This is a genomic window from Rhodopseudomonas pentothenatexigens (assembly GCF_900218015.1).
Lineage (GTDB): Bacteria > Pseudomonadota > Alphaproteobacteria > Rhizobiales > Xanthobacteraceae > Rhodopseudomonas > Rhodopseudomonas pentothenatexigens.
In genome coordinates, this window is record NZ_UFQQ01000011.1 from 17,283 (window position 1) to 35,330 (window position 18,048).

General features: G+C 66.8%; 18 protein-coding genes. 2 read left to right on the plus strand and 16 right to left on the minus strand.

The genetic code is table 11. From position 1 onward, the window contains the following. Positions 1-70 precede the first annotated feature (70 nt). The 10 genes from DWA33_RS11840 to DWA33_RS11885 form a co-directional block, all read right to left on the minus strand. Positions 71-985 (minus strand): MBL fold metallo-hydrolase, encoded by a 915-nt coding sequence (locus tag DWA33_RS11840; protein WP_430707892.1) that lies wholly within the window; start codon positions 983-985, stop codon positions 71-73. 165 nt (positions 986-1,150) lie between these two features. Then, positions 1,151-1,897: an SDR family NAD(P)-dependent oxidoreductase gene (locus tag DWA33_RS11845; RefSeq protein WP_114358304.1), complete on the minus strand. Its 747-nt coding sequence runs from the start codon at positions 1,895-1,897 to the stop codon at positions 1,151-1,153. Between the two features lie 12 nt (positions 1,898-1,909). Continuing rightward, on the minus strand, positions 1,910-3,502 hold the full coding sequence (locus DWA33_RS11850; protein ID WP_114358305.1) for an MFS transporter: 1,593 nt from the start codon (positions 3,500-3,502) through the stop codon (positions 1,910-1,912). Further along, complete coding sequence (locus tag DWA33_RS11855; protein ID WP_114358306.1) at positions 3,499-4,560, minus strand: HlyD family secretion protein; 1,062 nt, start codon at positions 4,558-4,560, stop codon at positions 3,499-3,501. The genes DWA33_RS11850 and DWA33_RS11855 overlap by 4 nt, the downstream gene beginning before the upstream one ends. 35 nt (positions 4,561-4,595) lie before the next feature. Continuing rightward, positions 4,596-5,801: an NAD(P)/FAD-dependent oxidoreductase gene (locus DWA33_RS11860; RefSeq protein ID WP_114358307.1), complete on the minus strand. Its 1,206-nt coding sequence runs from the start codon at positions 5,799-5,801 to the stop codon at positions 4,596-4,598. Between the two features lie 59 nt (positions 5,802-5,860). Then, positions 5,861-6,139, minus strand: coding sequence for a hypothetical protein (locus DWA33_RS24910; protein WP_147270238.1), 279 nt, complete (start codon positions 6,137-6,139; stop codon positions 5,861-5,863). Positions 6,140-6,239: 100 nt separating this feature from the next. Beyond that, positions 6,240-7,163: a helix-turn-helix transcriptional regulator gene (locus DWA33_RS11870; protein ID WP_244601283.1), complete on the minus strand. Its 924-nt coding sequence runs from the start codon at positions 7,161-7,163 to the stop codon at positions 6,240-6,242. Positions 7,164-7,362: 199 nt separating this feature from the next. Further along, positions 7,363-8,718, minus strand: coding sequence for a sensor histidine kinase (locus DWA33_RS11875; protein ID WP_114358309.1), 1,356 nt, complete (start codon positions 8,716-8,718; stop codon positions 7,363-7,365). Beyond that, the gene (locus DWA33_RS11880; RefSeq protein WP_208639119.1) at positions 8,711-9,154 is read right to left on the minus strand and encodes a response regulator transcription factor; all 444 of its coding nucleotides are present in this window, start codon (positions 9,152-9,154) and stop codon (positions 8,711-8,713) included. Before DWA33_RS11880 ends, DWA33_RS11875 begins: the two co-directional genes overlap by 8 nt. Before the next feature lie 29 nt (positions 9,155-9,183). Then, complete coding sequence (locus DWA33_RS11885) at positions 9,184-9,885, minus strand: response regulator transcription factor (protein ID WP_167443201.1); 702 nt, start codon at positions 9,883-9,885, stop codon at positions 9,184-9,186. A gap of 298 nt (positions 9,886-10,183) precedes the next feature. Between DWA33_RS11885 and DWA33_RS11890 the strand changes: the two genes are divergently transcribed. Further along, positions 10,184-11,092 carry an AraC family transcriptional regulator gene (locus tag DWA33_RS11890; protein ID WP_114358311.1) on the plus strand — a complete coding sequence of 303 codons (909 nt, stop codon included), beginning with the start codon at positions 10,184-10,186 and terminating at the stop codon, positions 11,090-11,092. A 14-nt stretch (positions 11,093-11,106) separates the two neighbouring features. Here the strand turns inward: DWA33_RS11890 and DWA33_RS11895 are convergent, their stop codons facing one another. From DWA33_RS11895 to DWA33_RS11920, 6 genes are all read right to left on the minus strand, one after another. Next, positions 11,107-12,069 (minus strand): oxidoreductase, encoded by a 963-nt coding sequence (locus tag DWA33_RS11895; RefSeq protein ID WP_114358312.1) that lies wholly within the window; start codon positions 12,067-12,069, stop codon positions 11,107-11,109. A 58-nt stretch (positions 12,070-12,127) separates the two neighbouring features. Continuing rightward, a complete protein-coding gene (locus DWA33_RS11900) occupies positions 12,128-12,499 on the minus strand; it encodes a cupin domain-containing protein (protein ID WP_244601284.1) in 372 nt (123 codons plus the stop codon). 90 nt (positions 12,500-12,589) lie between these two features. Next, on the minus strand, positions 12,590-13,348 hold the full coding sequence (locus tag DWA33_RS11905; protein ID WP_114358314.1) for an SDR family oxidoreductase: 759 nt from the start codon (positions 13,346-13,348) through the stop codon (positions 12,590-12,592). A gap of 90 nt (positions 13,349-13,438) precedes the next feature. Further along, the gene (locus DWA33_RS11910; protein ID WP_114358315.1) at positions 13,439-14,275 is read right to left on the minus strand and encodes an alpha/beta fold hydrolase; all 837 of its coding nucleotides are present in this window, start codon (positions 14,273-14,275) and stop codon (positions 13,439-13,441) included. Between the two features lie 522 nt (positions 14,276-14,797). Then, positions 14,798-15,250 (minus strand): carboxymuconolactone decarboxylase family protein, encoded by a 453-nt coding sequence (locus tag DWA33_RS11915; protein WP_114358316.1) that lies wholly within the window; start codon positions 15,248-15,250, stop codon positions 14,798-14,800. Between the two features lie 197 nt (positions 15,251-15,447). Beyond that, complete coding sequence (locus DWA33_RS11920) at positions 15,448-17,043, minus strand: ABC-F family ATP-binding cassette domain-containing protein (RefSeq protein WP_114358317.1); 1,596 nt, start codon at positions 17,041-17,043, stop codon at positions 15,448-15,450. 260 nt (positions 17,044-17,303) lie between these two features. Between DWA33_RS11920 and DWA33_RS11925 the strand changes: the two genes are divergently transcribed. Continuing rightward, entirely contained in the window at positions 17,304-18,047 is a 744-nt protein-coding gene (locus DWA33_RS11925; RefSeq protein ID WP_181902404.1) for a 3-oxoacyl-ACP reductase family protein, read from the plus strand. Position 18,048 lies beyond the last annotated feature (1 nt).

An 18,048-nucleotide genomic window follows, 5' to 3' on the forward strand; every position in this document is an offset into this window, starting at 1 on the left:
ACGAGAGACGAGAGCCAAGGGTTCATCGCCGATGGCGACAAGCTGCACCCTTGGCTCACGCTCGTCTAAACTAATAGTCCCAGTACGCGGGCACCCAGCGGAACGCGTCGCCATCGACCGCGACGCGTCCGATCGACGGGAACGGCAAATGCGTGGCGACCAGCGGCTCGCCGGTCGCGGCCACCTCGCGCAGCAGGCGGACGCGGACGCGGGTCGCTTCTTCCGGATCGTGTTCGAAGCCGTTGTGCCAGTCGGGCCGCTCGAAGCTGACCGGAAACACCGCGTCGCCGGCAAAGGTCAGGCGCTCGCCTTTCGACGCGAGCTGAACGACACTGTGACCCGGCGTGTGGCCGCCGGTGCGGCGGGCGACGACACCCCGCGCCACCTCTGCCTCATCGACGAACGTGCAGATATTCTTGCGATAGACGGCGAGAAACTTCTTCGCCGTCGCTCGCAGCGCGTCCGGGAAACCATTCGGCATTTGGGTGCGTGAGAAGTCAGGCGCCTTCCAGAACGCGACCTCGGCGGCGGCGACGTGGATGCGCAGGTCGGGGCGAAGCTGCTGCTTCACGCCGTCGATCAGCAGGCCGCCGACGTGGTCCATGTGCATGTGGGTGAGCACGATGTCGGTGACCGACGGCAGATCGATGCCGGCGGCCGCCAGCCGCTGGAGCAACTGGCCGGCGCGCGGCAGATGCAGGTCCGGATCGAGGCCGAGCCCTGCATCAACCAGGATCGTCTGCTTGCCGCTGCGCAGCGCCACCGCGTTCAGCGGCCAGTCGAACGCGTCCTGCGGCAGAAACATGTCGAGCAGCCAAGCCGCCCGGGCGACCGGGTCGGCGTTGTGCGCCAGCATTGCGGTCGGCAGCGGCAGCACGCCGTCGCTGATCACCATCACGTCGATGTCGCCGACGCGCAGGGCGTAGCGCGACGGCACCGGCTCCTTCGATCCCGATCCGGCGACCGGCGTGATCGTCAGTTTCATCGGCGCCGGCTGCGGCTGATTGCGGACTACGAGATTCATGTTGTTCTCCTTTTGCTCGGTGGATCTCACGGCGGCCACGTTACCGAGCGTGGCGGCGCGCTGCGCCAGCGTGATTGCGGCATGTGTCGCGCAATTGCGCCGAACGCCGCGTGCCTTACCGCCCGCTCACACCAGTCCGAGCCCGCCGTCGACCGCGAGCACCTGCCCGGTGATCCAGTCGGCGGACGGATCGGCGAGCCGCACGATCCAGGCGGCGATGTCGTCGGGGACGCCGCGGCGGCCGAGCGGAATCTGCGCCAGTTCGTCGGCCTTCACCGCTTCGGCCTGTGCATCGGAGAGCCCCATCATGCCGGTGAGCGCGTCCGACTCGGTCGGGCCAGCGGCGACGGCATTGACGCGGATGCGGCGCGGCGCGAGTTCGAGCGCCCAGCAGCGTGTCAGATGTTCAAGCGCCGCCTTGCTGGCCGCGTAATGCGACAGGCCAGCGCCGGGCTTGTGACCAAACGTGCTGGAGATGTTGACGATCGCGCCACGCGTCGCCTCGAGATGCGGCAGCGCTGCGGCGGCAAGCAGGCTCGGACCGACGACGTTGACGGCGAAAATCTGCCCGATCCGCTCCGCCGTCACGTCCGCCAGCGGCAGGATCGCGCCGGCACCGGCATTGTTGACCAGCGCATCGATCCGGCCCCAGCTGTCCAGTGCGGCGGTGACGGTGCGCTTGGCGTCGTCGGCCGACGCCGCATCGGCCACCAGTGCCTTGATATTGGTGTGCAGAGCCGCGGTCTCGTCGATCGGACCAGCGCGGCGGCCGGTGACCAGCACCCGGGCCCCGTGCTCGGCAAAGCAGAGCGCCGCGGCCCGGCCGATGCCGGAGCCGCCGCCGGTGATGATGACGACGCGATCAAGCTGCATGCATAGTCTCCTTCAAGCGAGGTTTGGGACTTGGGAGCGGCGCCGCCTGGCCACGACGGTCAGCGCGATCTTGACTAAGATGAGCAGCGGCGCCGCGACGACGAACAGCAGCGCGACGGACACAAACGCGGTGTCGAACGCGATCACGGTCGCCTGCGCCGCCACGGCCTTGTTCAGGAGCCCGACCGCGGCGCGCGATGCCGCCGCCGTCTCCATACCGCGCGCCGCCAGCAGCGCCGTGATCGCGCCCAGTCGATCGTTGACGGCGACGAGGCTGGTCGAGACGTGCGAGCCGATCACGACGAGATTGCCGGCGACCTGGTGGTCGATCAGCGTCTGCAGGCCGGCGACTCCGATCAGGCCACCGATCTGCCGGCCGAGGTCGAACAGCCCGATGCCGTAGGCACGTACGCGATCGTCCAGATCGGCGAACGCGACCAGGGTGATCGACAGAAACAGGAAGCCGAGCCCGAAGCCGCGCAGCAGCAGCGCCGGCGTCATGTCAGCGGTGCCGCTTTCGCTGGTCGAGCCGGACAGCATCCACATCGCGCCCATCACCATCAGGATTCCCAACGGCACGGTGGCGATCGGCGGCAGACGCCAGACCTGTATCACCAACGCGGCGATGAACAGCGAGCCAGCGAACAGCGCGCCGCTAGGCAGCAGCAACAGGCCGGCATCCGTCGGGGTGAAAACGAGCAGCGAAACCGCGAACGATGGAATCAGATAGGCGCTGCCGAACAGCGCAGCGCCGGCGACGAAGCTGACGACGAAGGCGAAACCGAAGTCGGCCGAGCGGAAGCAGCCCAGATCGAGCAGCGCACGAGGGCCGGCAGTGGCCTGCCGCGCGGCGAACAGCAGCGCCGCGGCGACGCCGATGGCCGCCAACCCGACGATGCGCGGCTGCCCGAACCAGTCCCAGCGGCTGCCCTGGCCGAGCACGTATGTGGCACAGAACAGCGCGACGGCGACGAAGACAAGGCCCAGCCCGTCGAGGCGCCGGCCCGCGACGGTCGGTTGTAGCGGCCGGCTGCCGGAGATCAGCAACCCGGAGGCCAGCAGCGCGACCGGCACCACGCTAAAGAAGATCCAGCTCCACGTCTTGTGGTCGAGCAGCCAGCCCTGCAGCGCCGGCGCGATCGTGGCGGGCGCGACCACCGAGCCCAGCGCGAACAGCGCCTGCAGCAGCGGCTGGCGCGACGGCGCAAAGGCGGCGAACAGCAGCACCTGACCCGCCACCAGCAACGCGCCGCCGGCGAGGCCCTGCACCACGCGCAACGCCACCAGCAGCTCAAGCTGCGCGGTCGCCACCGCCGCAGCGCAGGCAATTCCCATCGCCAGCGTCGCAGCCGCGACGAGGCGGCGCGCATCGAAGCGCTCCAGCAGCAGCGGTGCAACGACGAAGCCGATCAGCTTGGCGGTGGTGTAGCCGACGTCTAGCCAGGCGAGCTCATCCGGCGTCGCGTAAGTGTCGCCGATGATGTCGGCGCGGCCGAGCGACAGCACCGTTCCGGCGATCGCTTCGGTGAGAGCGGCGAAGACGATGCCGAGGACCAGCGCCGCGTCGGCCGGCGCATTGTCCCGCTGGCCGGCGGCGGAGTTCACGACGACGGCCTCAGCGCGATGGTCACCCGCGCCGACAGCCCAGGCACCAGCCGGCCGGGGAGCGGCGCGCCGATCAGGCGAATTTTCACCGGGACGCGCTGCACGACGCGAACGAAATTGCCGGTTGCGTTGTCGGTCGGCAGCAGGCTGAAAGCGGAGCCGCTGCCCGGCGCGAGACTGTCGACCACGCCGTCGAACACCTGATTGGGGAAACCGTCGATGGTGACGCTGGCGCGCTGGCCCGGCGCGATGTGTTCGATCCGCGTCTCCTTGAAGTTCGCGACCAGCCAGACGTCGTCGACCGGCACGATGTCGAGCAGCACGGCGCCGGGCGCGACCAGACGGCCCACGCGAACCTGGCGATTGCCGATGACGCCGTCGATCGGCGCCTTGATCACGGTGTTGTCGAGATCGATCTGCGCCAGTTCCCGCGCCGCTCTGGCCTGGGCCTGCGCCGCGACGCCCGCTTCGCGCTGGGTCTCGAGCACCGCGATCTTCAGCCGCTGCGCGTCGAGCGTGGCTGAGGCGGCGGCGACCGCCGCTTCAGCGCGGGCGCGTCCCGCCTCGGTTTCGTCGACCTGGGCCTGACTGACGGTGTTGGTGCGCAGCAGTTCGCGCCGGCGATCGGCGGTCTTGATCGCCAACACCCGCTCCGCCTCGGCGGCGCGCAACTGGGCCTCGGCCTGGTGAACCAGCGCGCGTTGCAAGCGGCTTTCGGCATCGACGTTGCCCAGCCGCGCAGAAGCGGCCTCGACATTGGCCTCGGCCTGCGCGACGCGCGCCCGGTAGTCGCGATCATCGATGCGGAACAGCACGTCGCCGGCACGCACCTGCTGATTGTCGTCGACCTCGACGGCGATGACGTAGCCGCCGACCTTCGGCGCCAGCGACGTCACGTCGCCGCGGACATAGGCGTTGTCGGTCCACGCCTCATTGCCCGCGCTCGCCCACGCCCAGCCGCCCGCCGCTAGTGCCATGGCAATGGCACACAGCAGCGCGCCGACAATCAGTCGCGCCCGGTGCGATCGGGCTGGGCGCAACTCCGCATCGTCCGCCATCGCAGACCCTCCTGCATTGGAATGAGGCCTTACCGCTACAAGGCGGTGACGCGTTCTGGATCGGCCGAGGCGAGCGCCGCGGCACGTTCGGCGGAAGGCGGATAGATCCACACCGTGTTGATCTCGCGCTTGGCGGTCTTCGCTTCCTCGCCGGTCATCTCGACGTCCCGCTCCCAGCCGCGGGTGAACAACGCGCCGGCAGTGCCGAGATCGAGGCAGGTGACGTAGGCTTCCTGATGATAGGTCCGAGTCGGCAGCTCGAGCAGTTCGGCGGCCGCGTTGTGGCCGGCGAAGGCGCCCATGCGGGTGGCGTGCTGACACGACATCAGCGCGGTATTGCCGATGTCGTCGCTGGCAGCATGAGCCGCATCGCCGGTGGCGAACACGCCCGCGACGCCGGGGACGCGCAGCTGCCGATCGACCAGCAGGCGGCCGAGATTGTCGCGCTCGGCGGGAATCTGTGCGGTCAGCGGCGCCGCCCGCATCCCGGCCGCCCATACCACGGTCGCCGCGTCGATCCGCGCGCCGTCCGACAGCGTCACTCCCGACGCATCGAGCGCCGCGACCCCGACGCCGAGCCGCGCCTCGATGTCGAGTTTCGCCAGCGCCGCCTCGATCAAGGGCCGCGGCCCCGGCCCCATGTCGGGCCCGACCACTTCGCCGCGCTCGACGATTACCACTCGCGGCTTGGCGTCGTTGCCGAGAATGGCGCGCAATCGCGCAGGCAGCTCGGTCGCCGCCTCGATGCCGGTGAAGCCGCCGCCGGCGACCACCACCGTGTTCCGCGCCACCGATGGCGGCTGCTTCGTCAGGCCATGTAGATGCCGGTCGAGCGCCACCGCATCGTCGTAGCTGTCGACGCTGAAGCCGTGCTCGGCGAGCCCCGGCAGGTTCGGCTTGAACAGCCGGCTGCCGGTCGCAAGCACCAGCCTGTCGTATTCCAGCGTCGTGCGGCCGCCGTCCGCCGCGACGATATCGACGGTGCGTGCCGCGGTGTCGATCGTCTGCGCCGAGCCCTTGACGTAGTCGACGTCGATCGCGGCGAGCAGAGGGCCGAGCGGTGCCGTCATCCGATCCGGATGCGGTTCGTAAAGCCGCGGCCGGACGACCAGCGACGGCTGTGGGGCAATCAAGGTGATCTTGATGCGCTTCGGCGAAGCGCCCGCGATGTCGCGCAGGCGGGCGGAGGAAAGCGCGGCGTACATGCCGGCAAAGCCGGCCCCGATGATGACAAGGCGCATGTCGTGCTCCAGTTAGTAGGGGTGGAGGTCGGCAGAAATGATGCGAGCCGTGCCGCGGCCTACGGTACGCAGGACAGCTTGGACGGCCGCGCGCCTGCCGCAACGCAGAGCAAGCGGCAATCCGCCCGGCGCAGCGGGGCGTTGCCAACCGGCGTGTCGGTCGTCGTGACGCTGGAAATTGGCGGCGGGGCTGCCGTTCGCGTGGCGAGTCGGATCGCCTCCTCGCCTGCGCCCGAGGCGGAGCGGATGGTCAGGGACGCTGCGTAGATCAGCGTCGTCGCGACGACCCTGCGTCGCGCTGTTGCTATCAACCAGCCGGCCATTGCGCTGTTGGACATCGATGGTCTCCCGTGTCGTTTGCTTCGTCTGAATGCTGACTTAGCGAACCGGCGCCGCGCCTGCGCCAGAGCGATTGCGCCGGCTGCAGCGGGATTGCCGTCAGCTCGCGTTGCGCCGCCAATCGGTCGGCGACATCCCGGTCAGCTTCTTGAACGCCGCCGCGAACGCGGTCTGCGATGCGTAGCCGAGCGCAGCGGCAACCGACACCACAGGGGTGCCGTCGCGCAGCATCTCCATCGCCTGCTCCAGCCGCCGCTGCCGCAGCCAGGCGAACGGCGACAGGCCGGTGCTGTCTTTGAAGGCGCGGCAGAAGTGAAAGCGCGACAGGCCGGCCTCCTCGGCGAGGGCGGCGAGCGAGACGTCGTCGTCCTCGCTGGAGCGCAGCCGGTCAATGGCCCGTCTCAGGACGTGCGGCGCCAATCCGCCGCGCGTGGGCGCCGCCACGACCGATGCTGTCGCGTGCGCCACCAACAGGCGCGTCGCGAGCAGGTCGATGAGCTGCTGCCTGAACAGCGCGTCGAGCATGGCATGGCCCTCGATCACGTCCGCGGCGCTGATCAACAGACGAGCCGTGATCGGATCCGGGAAGCCGGTCCGTTCGGCGAGGCTGTTGCCGCTTGCGCCGTTCTCGTCGGCGATCTGGCGCAGCTTGTTGCGCGGCAGATAGAGCTGCACGACCTCGATCGGGCCGGCGATATCCCACCGCGCGCTCGACTCCGCCGGAATGATAGTGACGACGCCGGCGCGCGAGGTGCCGATCGCGACCGCGCCGTCCGCGCGGCGTTCAAGCCGGCGGACCGGGCCGCGATACGCCATCACCACATCGTCGGCCATCGGCGCCACGACGGCGTGCAGCGGGCCATGCCGCCACAGCGCGAAAGCGCCGCCAGATCGTTCGGATGCGAAGCGCAGCGGCGCCGCTCCGAGCACGCGCTTCATCTCGTCCGCCGGCGCGGGCGGCTCGGACGAGTCCGATGCCGATCCGAGACGTGAAGAGACGTTCGAATTTGCGGCCGAAACTATCACATCTGGTCTCCCGAATGACGACGGACCAACCGGACGGGGCGGCTCCCGACTTCCATACAACTCGCTCTGATGATGGCGGCCGGTTTCGCACGCGGCCATCGTGCGCACCGGTCACGGTCCTAATGCCGGCGGCCGGGGCGATCTATGCGCAGGCATAGGTGACGGCGGCGACAAATAGAGGGGCGGAGGCGGCGCCTCAGAGCGTTCGGCAGAACGACCGATCCGCCAGCGGCATCGTGAAGACGAACTGCGCGCCGCCCTGCGGCCGGTTGGTCGCGCGGATCTCGCCGCCATGCGCCGCCACGATGGTGTGGCAGATCGCGAGGCCGACACCGAGACCGGACTCCTTGGTGCTGAAGAAGCTGTCGAACACCCGGTCGAGGTCCGCCTCGGCGATGCCGGGACCGTTGTCGGCGATGCTGACGCTGGCAAAGCCGTTGCCGTCGCAGCCGGTGCGCACCTCGATGTGGCCGCGTTCGTGAGCTCCGCCGCGGACCAGAGCCTGGACGCTGTTGATCAGCAGATTGATCACGACCTGCTGCAACTGAATGCGGTCGGCCATGACTATAGGCCGGTCGGGGTCGACGACCGCCGTCACCACGATCGTCTTCGACTCGACGTCGTGGCCGATGAACATCAGCGCTTCCTGGACCGCATCGTTGAGATCGACTGGTCCATTCTCCAGCTCTTGCTTCGCCGCCATGCCGCGCATGCGCTGGATGATGTCACTGGCGCGGCGCGCATTGGTCACGATCTTCGAGGTGAGTTGGGCCACCTTGTCGCAGTCGTGGTCTCCGCGCGCCAGCCAGCGCAGGCTGGCCTCGCCGTTGGATACGATCGCGGTAAGCGGCTGACTGATCTCGTGAGCGATCGACGTCGCCAATTCGCCGAGCGTGGCAATCCGCGCGGCCCTGGCGAATTCGGCCTGCAGCTTACGCAATTGGCGCTCGGTGTTCAAACGCGCGCTGATGTCCTGAATAGTGATGAAGGTGGTGTCGAGCTGTTCAGGCGGCCGCGGATAGGTGACCGAGAACAGCACGTCGATCACCGCACCGTCGAACGCCAACATCCGGGTTTCCTCGATCAAGTGCCGCGACCCGTTGAAGTGCGCCACCATCACCCTCTTGGCGAGATCGGGATCGGCCTCGAACAAATAGCGCACCGGCCTGACCAGGTCGCCGGGATGTGCGGCGTGAAACAACGTCACCGCGGCGCGGTTGACCTCGGAGACGACCACGACGTCCTTGGCGAACTCGACAAAATCCGGATTGTCCTCAAAGAACGCCGCGATGTCGCGGACACCCTCCGCGCGCATGCGTTCAAACACTTCGCCGGTGCGCCGGGAGTCGACCTGCCACAGAGCAGTCGGAAGATGCTGCATCAGGCTACGATATTTTTCCTCGCTGGCGATCGCGTCCTCGGTGCTCGCCGAAAACGCCTTCGCTTCATCGGCCGACGGACGTGCGCCGATCAGTTCGGCGACATCCAGGCGGCGTTGGCTTCCCGCCGGAACACAGGTCGTGCCGGACCGCTGTCCGAAAGGACTACTCATCGGAGGGCCCGGCTGGACCACCGCCTCCCGGATCGAGGACGGCGCGCAGGTGACCGTAGAGCACGGCGCCGTCGACCGGCTTCACCAGGAATGCGGCCGCTCCGCCGGTCATCGCGCGAGCACGCGTCGCGGCACTTGTATCTGCGGAGATGAAAATCACGGGTGTCGAGGGAGAGATCCGTCGCAGCCGGTCTTGCAGATCGAGGCCGCTCAAGCCCGGCATCCTCACGTCGGTGATGAGGCAATCGAATGCGCCTACCCCATCGTCCATCAGGAATGCCTCCGCTCGATCGAACGCGTGACAACGGATGTCCATGACCGCAAGTAGATCGCACAATGCTTCGCGCACGGACTCGTCGTCGTCGACAACGGCAACGAGCAGGCCCTTGAGCAGACGGTTCGTAGAACGTGGCATCGCCGAGGACCATCTGCTCATCCACCACTGGCTGGTACCTATCCCGTGGTTTAGCCCCGCTCGTCGCGCAATTCCTCCGGCAGCAGTTCCCAGATGCGGATCAACTCGGTTGCAGAGCGCGCCTGCATCTTGCGGCTGCCGTTGCCGCGATGCAGCTTGATGGTGATCTCGCTCAGGCCGAGGTCGAACGCGATCTGCTTGTTGAGGCGGCCCTTGGCGACTTCGCGCAGCACCTGTCGCTCCCTCGGGGTGAGCGTGGCGAAGCGCTCGCTCGCTTCTCTGACACGCGACGCGACGGCCGATTGCGCGATGTCCTTTTCGATCGCGTTGCCGACGGCGTCGAGCAGGGCTTGGTCGCGCACCGGTTTTGTGAGAAAGTCGACCGCACCCGCCTTCATCGCCTGCACCGTCATGGCGATGTCGCCGTGGCCGGTCAGGAATACGATCGGCTTGGTGTTGCCGCTGCGGATCAGGCGTTGTTGCAGATCGAGCCCGCTGATCCCCGGCATCCGAACATCGAGGATCAGACACCCTGGCCTATCGGGCAGCTTGGTGCGCAGAAGCTCCTGAGTGGTGGCGAAACTGGCGGAGTCCAGTCCGACCGACAGCAGCAACTCGTACAAAGCGGAACGTACATCGGCGTCGTCGTCCACGATCAGCACGAGAGGACGACCCGCCTCGACAGCTGCGCTCATTCGCGGCAGGGCCTGGGCATAAGCCGCGGGTGGACTGGCAATTGTGTTTCTCAGCATCATCGTGTGGCTCCAGGCCGGGCTGCCGCCCGGCCGGAATTCAACGTGCCCGTAGATTTACGGGATCGGCCCATGCTGTCTTTCCGAATCCAATCGCGTCTTGCCGATTTCTGCGCCCGAACGTGCGGCCAACGGTCACGCGCCTAGCGGAACGTCGGGCTCGCCGACCTGTGAACGTCTTGGCCTACAAATGCCCCGGAACGGTGTGGACGTAGGGCTGACAATATCCGATGATGCGATGCACTCGCATCTAGGCTCCAGTGCGTGGAGCTGCTGCTCCTGGCGTGGAGTGACGGACATGACGGCCAGCGCCTACGGACACAACCTCGGACGGCGTTTGCGATCCGACCAGGCACCCGCCTTGACGACGCACTCATTGCACAGCACCGAGCTCGCCGTCACCGAATGTCGCAACGACGCACCCGAATTCGGCCTGTCCGGTTCGCTGCCGGGCGAGGACGCCTATCTGGTGAGCCTCAAGCTGCGCGACTATTCGCAGTGTGAATGCTGGGAGGAAGGTCGCCCGGTGATCACCGCGGACGTTCATAGCGGCGCCACCTATCTGTATGACCTCCGCCGCGACCCGCGATACGTCATCAACAAGCCGTTTCATTCGGTGTTCTTCTATCTGCCGCGCACCGCGCTGAACGCGATCGGGCAACAGGCCGGAACGCGCCGTGTCGGCGATCTCGCCTACCAGCCCGGCATCGGCAGCAACGACGACATCGTCCGCCACATCAGCGCATCGCTGCTCGCCGGGCTACATCGGCCCCACGAGGTCAATCAACTGTTCGTCGATCACCTGTTGCTCGCTATTGGATCGCACGTAATCCAGACCTATGGCGGACTCGACGTCTCGGGCCCGGTGCGCGGCGGCCTCGCCGCCTGGCAGACCAGGCGCGCCTGCGAGCTGCTCGCGGCCGATCTCGAAGGCAAGTTGTCGCTTCAGCGCCTCGCCGCCGAATTCGGGCTTTCGACCAGCCATTTTTCACGCGCGTTTCGGATCTCGACCGGCTTGCCGCCGCACCGGTGGCTGATGGAGCAGCGCGTGTCGAAAGCCAAGCAACTGCTGTCGGACCGCAAGTTGCCGCTTTCCGAGGTGGCGATCGCCGCGGGGTTCGCCAACCAAAGCCATCTCACCCGGGTGTTCTCGTCGATCGCCGGGATCAGTCCGGGCGCATGGCGCCGAGAATCCGGCAGTCGGTAGGCAGGAGCGACCGCTCAACGGGCCGTCAGCGTTTCGCTTAGCGCCCACAGCCGCTCGGCTTGTACCCGATCGGCAGCCCATGGTGCGACGCCCTTGCGCGATTCGTCGCCACGATAGACCGGCGCGATGTCGCAATCCTCGCAGTAAACGCCACCCCGCCCGTCGAGGCGTGGGCTGGTCGCGCACCATACGCTGGTGGCCGCACCCTGCTGCGGGGTCTTCATCCCGCGGGCCGGATCGACCTTCGCCACGCCGTTTGCATCGCGCGCGCCGAACGCCGCGATCTCCTCTGCGCTCAGATGCCGCGCCAGATCGGTGAGGATTTGACCGGGATGCAGCGAGAACGCGCGGATGCCGTGAGCCTGGCCGCGCGCATCCAGCGCCATGGCGAACAAGGCGTTGGCGGTCTTGGACTGCCCGTAAGCCTTCCATTTGTCGTAGGCGCGGCGGGTGAAATTCGGATCGTCGAAATCGATGCCGGCCAGCTGATGCCCGCGCGACGACACTGCCACGACGCGCGCACCGTTCGCCCGCAGCAGCGCAGGCCAGAGCGCGCGGACCAATCGGAAGTGACCGAGATGATTGGTGGCGAACTGCAATTCGTTGCCTTGCGGGTCGCGCCCCTGCGGGGTCGCCATGACGCCCGCGCTGGCGATCAGGATCGGCAGCGGCCGTCCGCTGGCGAGAAAGCGCGCCGCGAAGGCCGCCACCGAGACCGGGTCGATCAGATCGAGCTGCTCGATCTCCACCGCCTCCATGCCTCTCAGCGCACCGCGCGCCCGCTCCGGATCGCGGGCCGGGACGACCACCGTGGCGCCTGCGTCGCTGAGCGCCCGCGTGGTCTCCAAACCTAGCCCCGACGCCCCGCCGGTCACGACGACGGTTCGCCCTGTCAGATCCACACCCGCCAGCACGTCCGCCGCCGTGGCGGACACGTCGAAGTCGCTGCCGATGGGACATTGCGGTGTGGTCTTCATCGTCCGTGATCCTTGCAGGCTATCGGCGTGCGGCCGATCGCCACGACGATCCGCAACGTCACTTCGGATCCGGAACGGTGAGTTGGGTGTCGTGCGTGTCGACCACGAATACCGCGAGCAGCTTCGCGGGCTTGGTGGCGCTGGCATTGGCGCTGACGCCATGATGATCGCCCGGAAGTTCGGTCCAGTTCTCGCCAGCGCTGTAGACCTTCTCGGGCCCGTCGTTGACCTTGCTACGCACCTGTCCTTCCAGCACCGTGGCGTAAATGATCGCCGAGCGCGCGTGCGTATGCGGCGGCGATGAACCGCCCGGCCCGTACTCGACCAGCACACCCTTGAGGCTCTTGCCTGGTACGCCGGGGAGCGCATGCTGGTACACCAGCGTGACCGTGGCGTCGGTCGCACCGGGCAAGCGATCGCTCCGCCGCATCTGTTCGGAGTGCGCCGCGACGGGTGTCGCGATGAGCTGTGCCAGGACGAGCAAGATTGCTGGATTCCACATCTGCCGACCTCCGATTGTTTAGACGAGCGCTGCAGCGCGCTGGGTGCCCCACGTGGCGAAGTCGATCCGACCGAGCCGCGCATCCGCGAGCGGCACCAACGAAAATCGCTCGAGCCGGTTGCCGAAATACGCCCATTGCGGATCGGACCGCACCGGCCGCGGATCGTTCGAAAAAGCGAGATAACGTCTGACGAAGTCGTGGAACGGCGCGCGCTCCGGCCCGGCGATTTCAACGGTGCCGTAGCGAGGCTTGGATTGCGCCGTCTCGGCGACAATCGCCGCGACATCGTCCGCGGCGATCGGTTGGAACAGTCCGGCCGCGACATGCACCACGCCGTTTTGGTCGCCTGATTCGGCGATCGTGCCGATAAACTCCATGAACTGGGTCGAACGGATCACGGTGTACGGCACGCCGGAACGCTTGACGACGTTCTCCTGGGCCACTTTGGCCTGGAAATAGGCGTTCCCCGGGATTCGGTCGGTGCCGACGATCGAAAGCACCACGTGATGCTTCACGCGAGCGCGCAATTCGGCCGCGACCAGATTGGCCTCGTGCGTGGTGAAGAAGTCCAGCACCGCCGGAGGCTCGAACGACGGCGAATTGGCTAGGTCGACGACGACGTCGGCCCCTGCCAGCGCGGCGTCGAGGCCCTCGCCCGTCACTGTGTTGACGCCGGTGCTCGGCGCGGCTGCGATCGCCTCATGGCCGGCGCGGCGCAGCACCTCGATGGCTTTTGATCCGATGAGGCCGGTGCCCCCGATCACAACTATCCGCATCCTGTGTCCTTCCCTGTTGTTATGGCCGCCCCCGGCCCGGCGGCGCAGACGAACGCAGCGCCGCCGGGTCAAACGACGAAGCAACCGAGGCTACGCCTTGATGAATGCGAGCATGTCGGGGTTCACCACATCGGCATGGGTGGTGCACATGCCGTGCGGAAACTTCGGATAGGTCTTCAGCGTGCTGCGCTTCAGCAGCTTGGCCGACAGCGGCGCGGCGTCGGCGATCGGCACGATCTGATCGTCCTCGCCGTGCATCACCAGCGCCGGTACATCGATGGCCTTGAGGTCTTCGGTGAAGTCGGTTTCGGAGAACGCCTTGATGCCGTCGTAATGGGCGTTGGCGGCGCCCATCATGCCCTGCCGCCACCAATTTTGGACGACGCTCTGGATCGTCGCCACGCCCGGCCGGTTGAAGCCGTAGAACGGGCCCGACGGGAAATCGATGTAGAACTGCGTGCGATTGGCCGCCAGACTGGCGCGCAATCCGTCGAACACCTCGATCGGCAAGCCGCCGGGATTGGCTTCCGTCTTCAGCATCAGCGGCGGCACCGCGCCGATGATGATCAGCTTGGCGACACGCCCCTGCGGCAGGCCGTGGCGCGCCACGTAGCGCGTCGCCTCGCCGCCGCCGGTGGAGTGACCGACGTGAATTGCCTTGCGCAGATCGAGATGTTCGACCACTGCGGCGGCGTCCGCCGCGTAGTGATCCATGTCGTGGCCGTCGGCGACCTGCGTCGAGCGGCCGTGGCCGCGGCGGTCGATGCCGACGACGCGATAGCCGTGCTTCAGGAAGAACAGCATCTGAGTGTCCCAGTCGTCCGACGACAATGGCCAACCGTGATGAAACACGATCGGCTGCGCGGACTTCGGGCCCCAGTCCTTGTAGAAGATATCGACCTTGTCCTTAGTGGTAACGATGCTCATCGGTGCGGTCCTTTTGCTGGAGAGCGGAGATTGCCGAGGAGCGGCGCAGGCGAGGCCGGACGGCAGGGAAAGCGCCCCTGCAACGCCGGCGGCGCCGATCAGCACGGCACGCCGATTGATTGTCGTGGAGGATTGATCGTTAGCATCCATCGCGAACTCCCCGAATAGCGGCACGCGTGTCGACGTGCCTCGGCTTCACGGTGCTGATATTGGGGGCGCGGGCAATCGAAGACGATTGTACGGGCGATTAGTCCGGCCTATGCGGAGGTTTAGGATTTCTGCAGCCAGTGGCCGTAAGCGACAGCTGGTGCGCCCGATTTCGCGTCCTGAAACGCGTCAGCCTTTAATTTTTTGCGCCGGGCGACGTGACAAAACTGCTCCGCTCTGCCTTGGCGTTCCAGGGCTCGATCTGCATGGAAAGACAACGCTGTGCTTTGGAGCCTCTGAAGTCGGGCTCAAAGCTCGCGAGAAAAGGCAGCGGAGAAAGCGAGGATCATCGTCGACGCGCTCTCCACCGCTTCGTCATGGGCCCTTGGCTGCTGGAGGAAGACGAAAACTTATACCAAGTCGGTTGAACGCATTCATGGTTGCGATTGCAATCGTGAGGTCCACCAAGTCCCTCGGCTCGAAGACTGCCGAAGCGACCGCATATGCTTCGTCCGAAGCGTGTGTTTCGCTGACACGCGTCACTTCCTCGGCCCATGCCAACGCAGCTTGTTCCTGATCGGAGAAGAGGTAGGACGCTTCGTCCCACACCGGAACCAGCATGACCTTGTCGACCGACATGCCGCCCCTCATCAGGTCGCGCGCATGGATATCGATACAGTGAGCGCAGCCATTGATCTGCGACACCCGCAGGAAGACAAGGTGAATGAGCTGCGAGGGCAGATTGGTGGCTGTGGTGATGTAATGATGTACGCCACCGAGAGCCTTGGCCCCATGCGGGGCGGCCTCCATCCAATTTAATCTGTTCATAGCGTGACTCTGTCATGAGGGAGAGCCAATCGGCCAATCCTCGTCAACCTACGCGGCCAAACGAGCGGACTTTGTCTCCGATTGGCGACTCCATTTGAGGCCGGTCGGGGAAACAATAAATCTAGACCGTGGGATAGGTTTCGTGGCTGAGCCCGAGCTTCAGGAAATGGGGCCTCGGCGAGATGGTGGCCCCACCTTCACTCGAGCTTCTCCTCAATCAGATCAATTCTCCTAGATACTCCGATCGCATCGATGAACGCTTCGTCATGGCTGACGACGACCAATGCGCCGTCATAGGCGATAAGGCCGGCCTCGATCGCGCGGATCGAATCCAGGTCGAGGTGGTTGGTCGGCTCGTCGAGGACAAGCAAGAAAGGCGGCTGCGGCCCGGCCAAGACGCAGGCGAGCCCGGCGCGCAGCATCTGGCCGCCGCTCAACCGGCCGACGATCTGCAGCGCGGCCTCGCCACGAAACAGGAAGCGCGCCAATGCTGCGCGGCAGGTGTTGACGTCCGCATCCGGATTGATCCGCTGACAATTGGCCAGAACCGAGTCTGAAGGCCGCAGCAGGCTGAGCTGCTGATCGAACACCGCGAGACGCGACACGACTTGAACGGTGCCATGCCAGGGATGCAACTCGCCGCTAATCAGCTTCAGCAGCGTCGTCTTGCCGGTGCCGTTCCGCCCGACGACCGCGACGCGCTCGGGGCCGGTGATCGACAGCGACAGATCGCTCAGAACCGGCCGGCCCGGCTGATAGCCGACGCTGACACGGTCCAGCGCGAGCACCGTCTTGCCGGCGGTGAGGCCGGTCGGCGCCAGCGCGACCGACGGCGTCTGCAGGACTTCGACACGCTGCCGGGCGAGATCGAGCCGGGCCAGCGCTTCAACACGCTGGCGCGCGGCGGTGCGGGCGAGCTCGCCGCCACTGTCCTCGCTGCGATCCTTCCGCGCGCCGGCGAGAATGCGCGGCATTCCGCCCTTCGCCTGCTTGCGTTTGCCCGCACCGTCCCGCCGCGCTTGGCGCTCGGCCGCGGCCTGCGCCTTGCGGCCGGTTTCGGCCAGCCGCCGCTCCGCCTCCGCCAGATCGCGGGTCGCCGCCGACAGGTCGATATCCTTGCGTTCGACATAGCGGCTCCAATTGCCGCCGTAGCGCGTCGCACCCAGCGACGTGAGCTCGACGATGGCGTCGACCGTTTCGAGCAATTCCCGGTCGTGACTGACGACGACCGCGCCGCCGCGCCAGCCGGCCAGCAGATCGAGGACGGCGCGGCGGCCGTCCCGATCGAGATTGTTGGTCGGCTCGTCCAACAGCACGAAGTCCGGCTCGGAGAACGTCAGCGCAGCGAGGCGCGCACGCGTCGTCTGACCGCCCGACAGAGCAGCGAGATCGGCCTCGGGATCGACCTCGAGTCCAAATCGCGCCAGCGACAATGCGATACGTTGCCCGATCGTCCAATCGACCTCGGCGAGCTCGCCCGGCGCGAGCTCGCCCCGCTCTGCCTTGCGCAGCAACGCCAGCGCGACGCGCGCGTCGAACAGGTCGGCGACGGTCTCCCCGGGTCGAGGCCGAGCCGCCTGGCGCAACAGCGCGATGCGTCCGGCAACCGCGACGGTCCCGGCAGACGCGGCGCGCTCGCCGGCGATCACCGCAAGCAGGGACGACTTGCCGACGCCGTTGCGACCGACAAGGCCGGTGCGCTCGCGCGCAAAGCTGAGATCGAGATCAGTAAGAAGAGGCCGGCCACTCGGCGTGGCCAGAGTCAGCTTGGAGAGGACGATCGGCGCAGACACGAGGATGACACTCCCGAGAGGCAAGGCAAGTCGGCGTTGCGGTTCGAGATGAAATCATCGTCGCGGTTCCAAGCGGTAAGAACGAGTGGAGCTCATACTTAGGGCGATCACACCGGCAGATCAAGCGGTCGAGCGCGGCGTTCGATCGCCGCTACGACCAACGTGTTAGCCGGCCTATGCGGGAAGCCGATAGGCGACGATGCCGTTCGACCCGCAGGGTACGGCTACGCCCACCGCGAATTCTGCCGAAAGGACATGCCATGATTGATGCTGCCATAGATCGACAAAGCGCGGCGGCGATCGTGTTCGGGGGCTCGCGCGGCATCGGTGCGGCGATCGCGCAGCAATTGGCCGACGACGGTTTCGCGGTCGCCCTGACCTATCTCGGCAATGCCGACAAGGCCGAGGCCGTCAGCAATTCGATCAGGACGGGCGGAGGCCGGGCGATTGCGGTGCGGGCCGATAGCCGGGATCCGGCGGAGGTCCGCCACGCCGTCGAGGCGGCTTCGCGCGAACTCGGCCCCCTCGACGTCGTCGTCGTCAACGCCGGCGCGCTTCGCATCGCTCCGCTGCGGACGTTTCCCCGGGAGGATTTCGATCTGCTCGTCGACATCAATATCCGCGGCGTGTTTCTCGCGATCCAGGCGTCGATGCAGGTACTCCGCGACGGCGGGCGGATCATCACGATCGGCAGCAACGGCGCGGTGCGAGCCGGTTCGCCCGAAGGCGGCGTCTATGCGATGACGAAGGCCGCCGTCGCCAGCCTGGTCCAGAGCCTCGCGCTCGAACTGGCGCCGCGCGGCATCACCGTCAACAACGTTCAGCCCGGCCCGATCGAAACCGACATGACCGCCGGCATGATCGCGGGCTTGGTCAACAGGATCCCGCTCCGGCGGATCGGCAAGCCCTGCGAGATCGCCGCGCTGGTGTCGTATCTGGCCAGCAGCGATGCCGGCTACATGACCGGCGCCAACCTGACCATCGATGGCGGCATGGTGCTCTGAA

Coding starts and splice junctions, on each gene's coding strand:
- DWA33_RS11925 (WP_181902404.1), top strand. CDS start 17,304: ATGATTGATGCTGCCATAGATCGACAAAGCGCGGCGGCGATCGTGTTC.
- DWA33_RS11900 (WP_244601284.1), bottom strand. CDS start 12,499: ATGCGGCGGAGCGATCGCTTGCCCGGTGCGACCGACGCCACGGTCACG.
- DWA33_RS11915 (WP_114358316.1), bottom strand. CDS start 15,250: ATGAACAGATTAAATTGGATGGAGGCCGCCCCGCATGGGGCCAAGGCT.
- DWA33_RS11860 (WP_114358307.1), bottom strand. CDS start 5,801: ATGCGCCTTGTCATCATCGGGGCCGGCTTTGCCGGCATGTACGCCGCG.
- DWA33_RS11895 (WP_114358312.1), bottom strand. CDS start 12,069: ATGAAGACCACACCGCAATGTCCCATCGGCAGCGACTTCGACGTGTCC.
- DWA33_RS11905 (WP_114358314.1), bottom strand. CDS start 13,348: ATGCGGATAGTTGTGATCGGGGGCACCGGCCTCATCGGATCAAAAGCC.
- DWA33_RS11885 (WP_167443201.1), bottom strand. CDS start 9,885: ATGCTGAGAAACACAATTGCCAGTCCACCCGCGGCTTATGCCCAGGCC.
- DWA33_RS24910 (WP_147270238.1), bottom strand. CDS start 6,139: ATGTCCAACAGCGCAATGGCCGGCTGGTTGATAGCAACAGCGCGACGC.
- DWA33_RS11855 (WP_114358306.1), bottom strand. CDS start 4,560: ATGGCGGACGATGCGGAGTTGCGCCCAGCCCGATCGCACCGGGCGCGA.
- DWA33_RS11890 (WP_114358311.1), top strand. CDS start 10,184: ATGACGGCCAGCGCCTACGGACACAACCTCGGACGGCGTTTGCGATCC.
- DWA33_RS11845 (WP_114358304.1), bottom strand. CDS start 1,897: ATGCAGCTTGATCGCGTCGTCATCATCACCGGCGGCGGCTCCGGCATC.
- DWA33_RS11910 (WP_114358315.1), bottom strand. CDS start 14,275: ATGAGCATCGTTACCACTAAGGACAAGGTCGATATCTTCTACAAGGAC.
- DWA33_RS11880 (WP_208639119.1), bottom strand. CDS start 9,154: ATGAGCAGATGGTCCTCGGCGATGCCACGTTCTACGAACCGTCTGCTC.
- DWA33_RS11840 (WP_430707892.1), bottom strand. CDS start 985: ATGAAACTGACGATCACGCCGGTCGCCGGATCGGGATCGAAGGAGCCG.
- DWA33_RS11875 (WP_114358309.1), bottom strand. CDS start 8,718: ATGAGTAGTCCTTTCGGACAGCGGTCCGGCACGACCTGTGTTCCGGCG.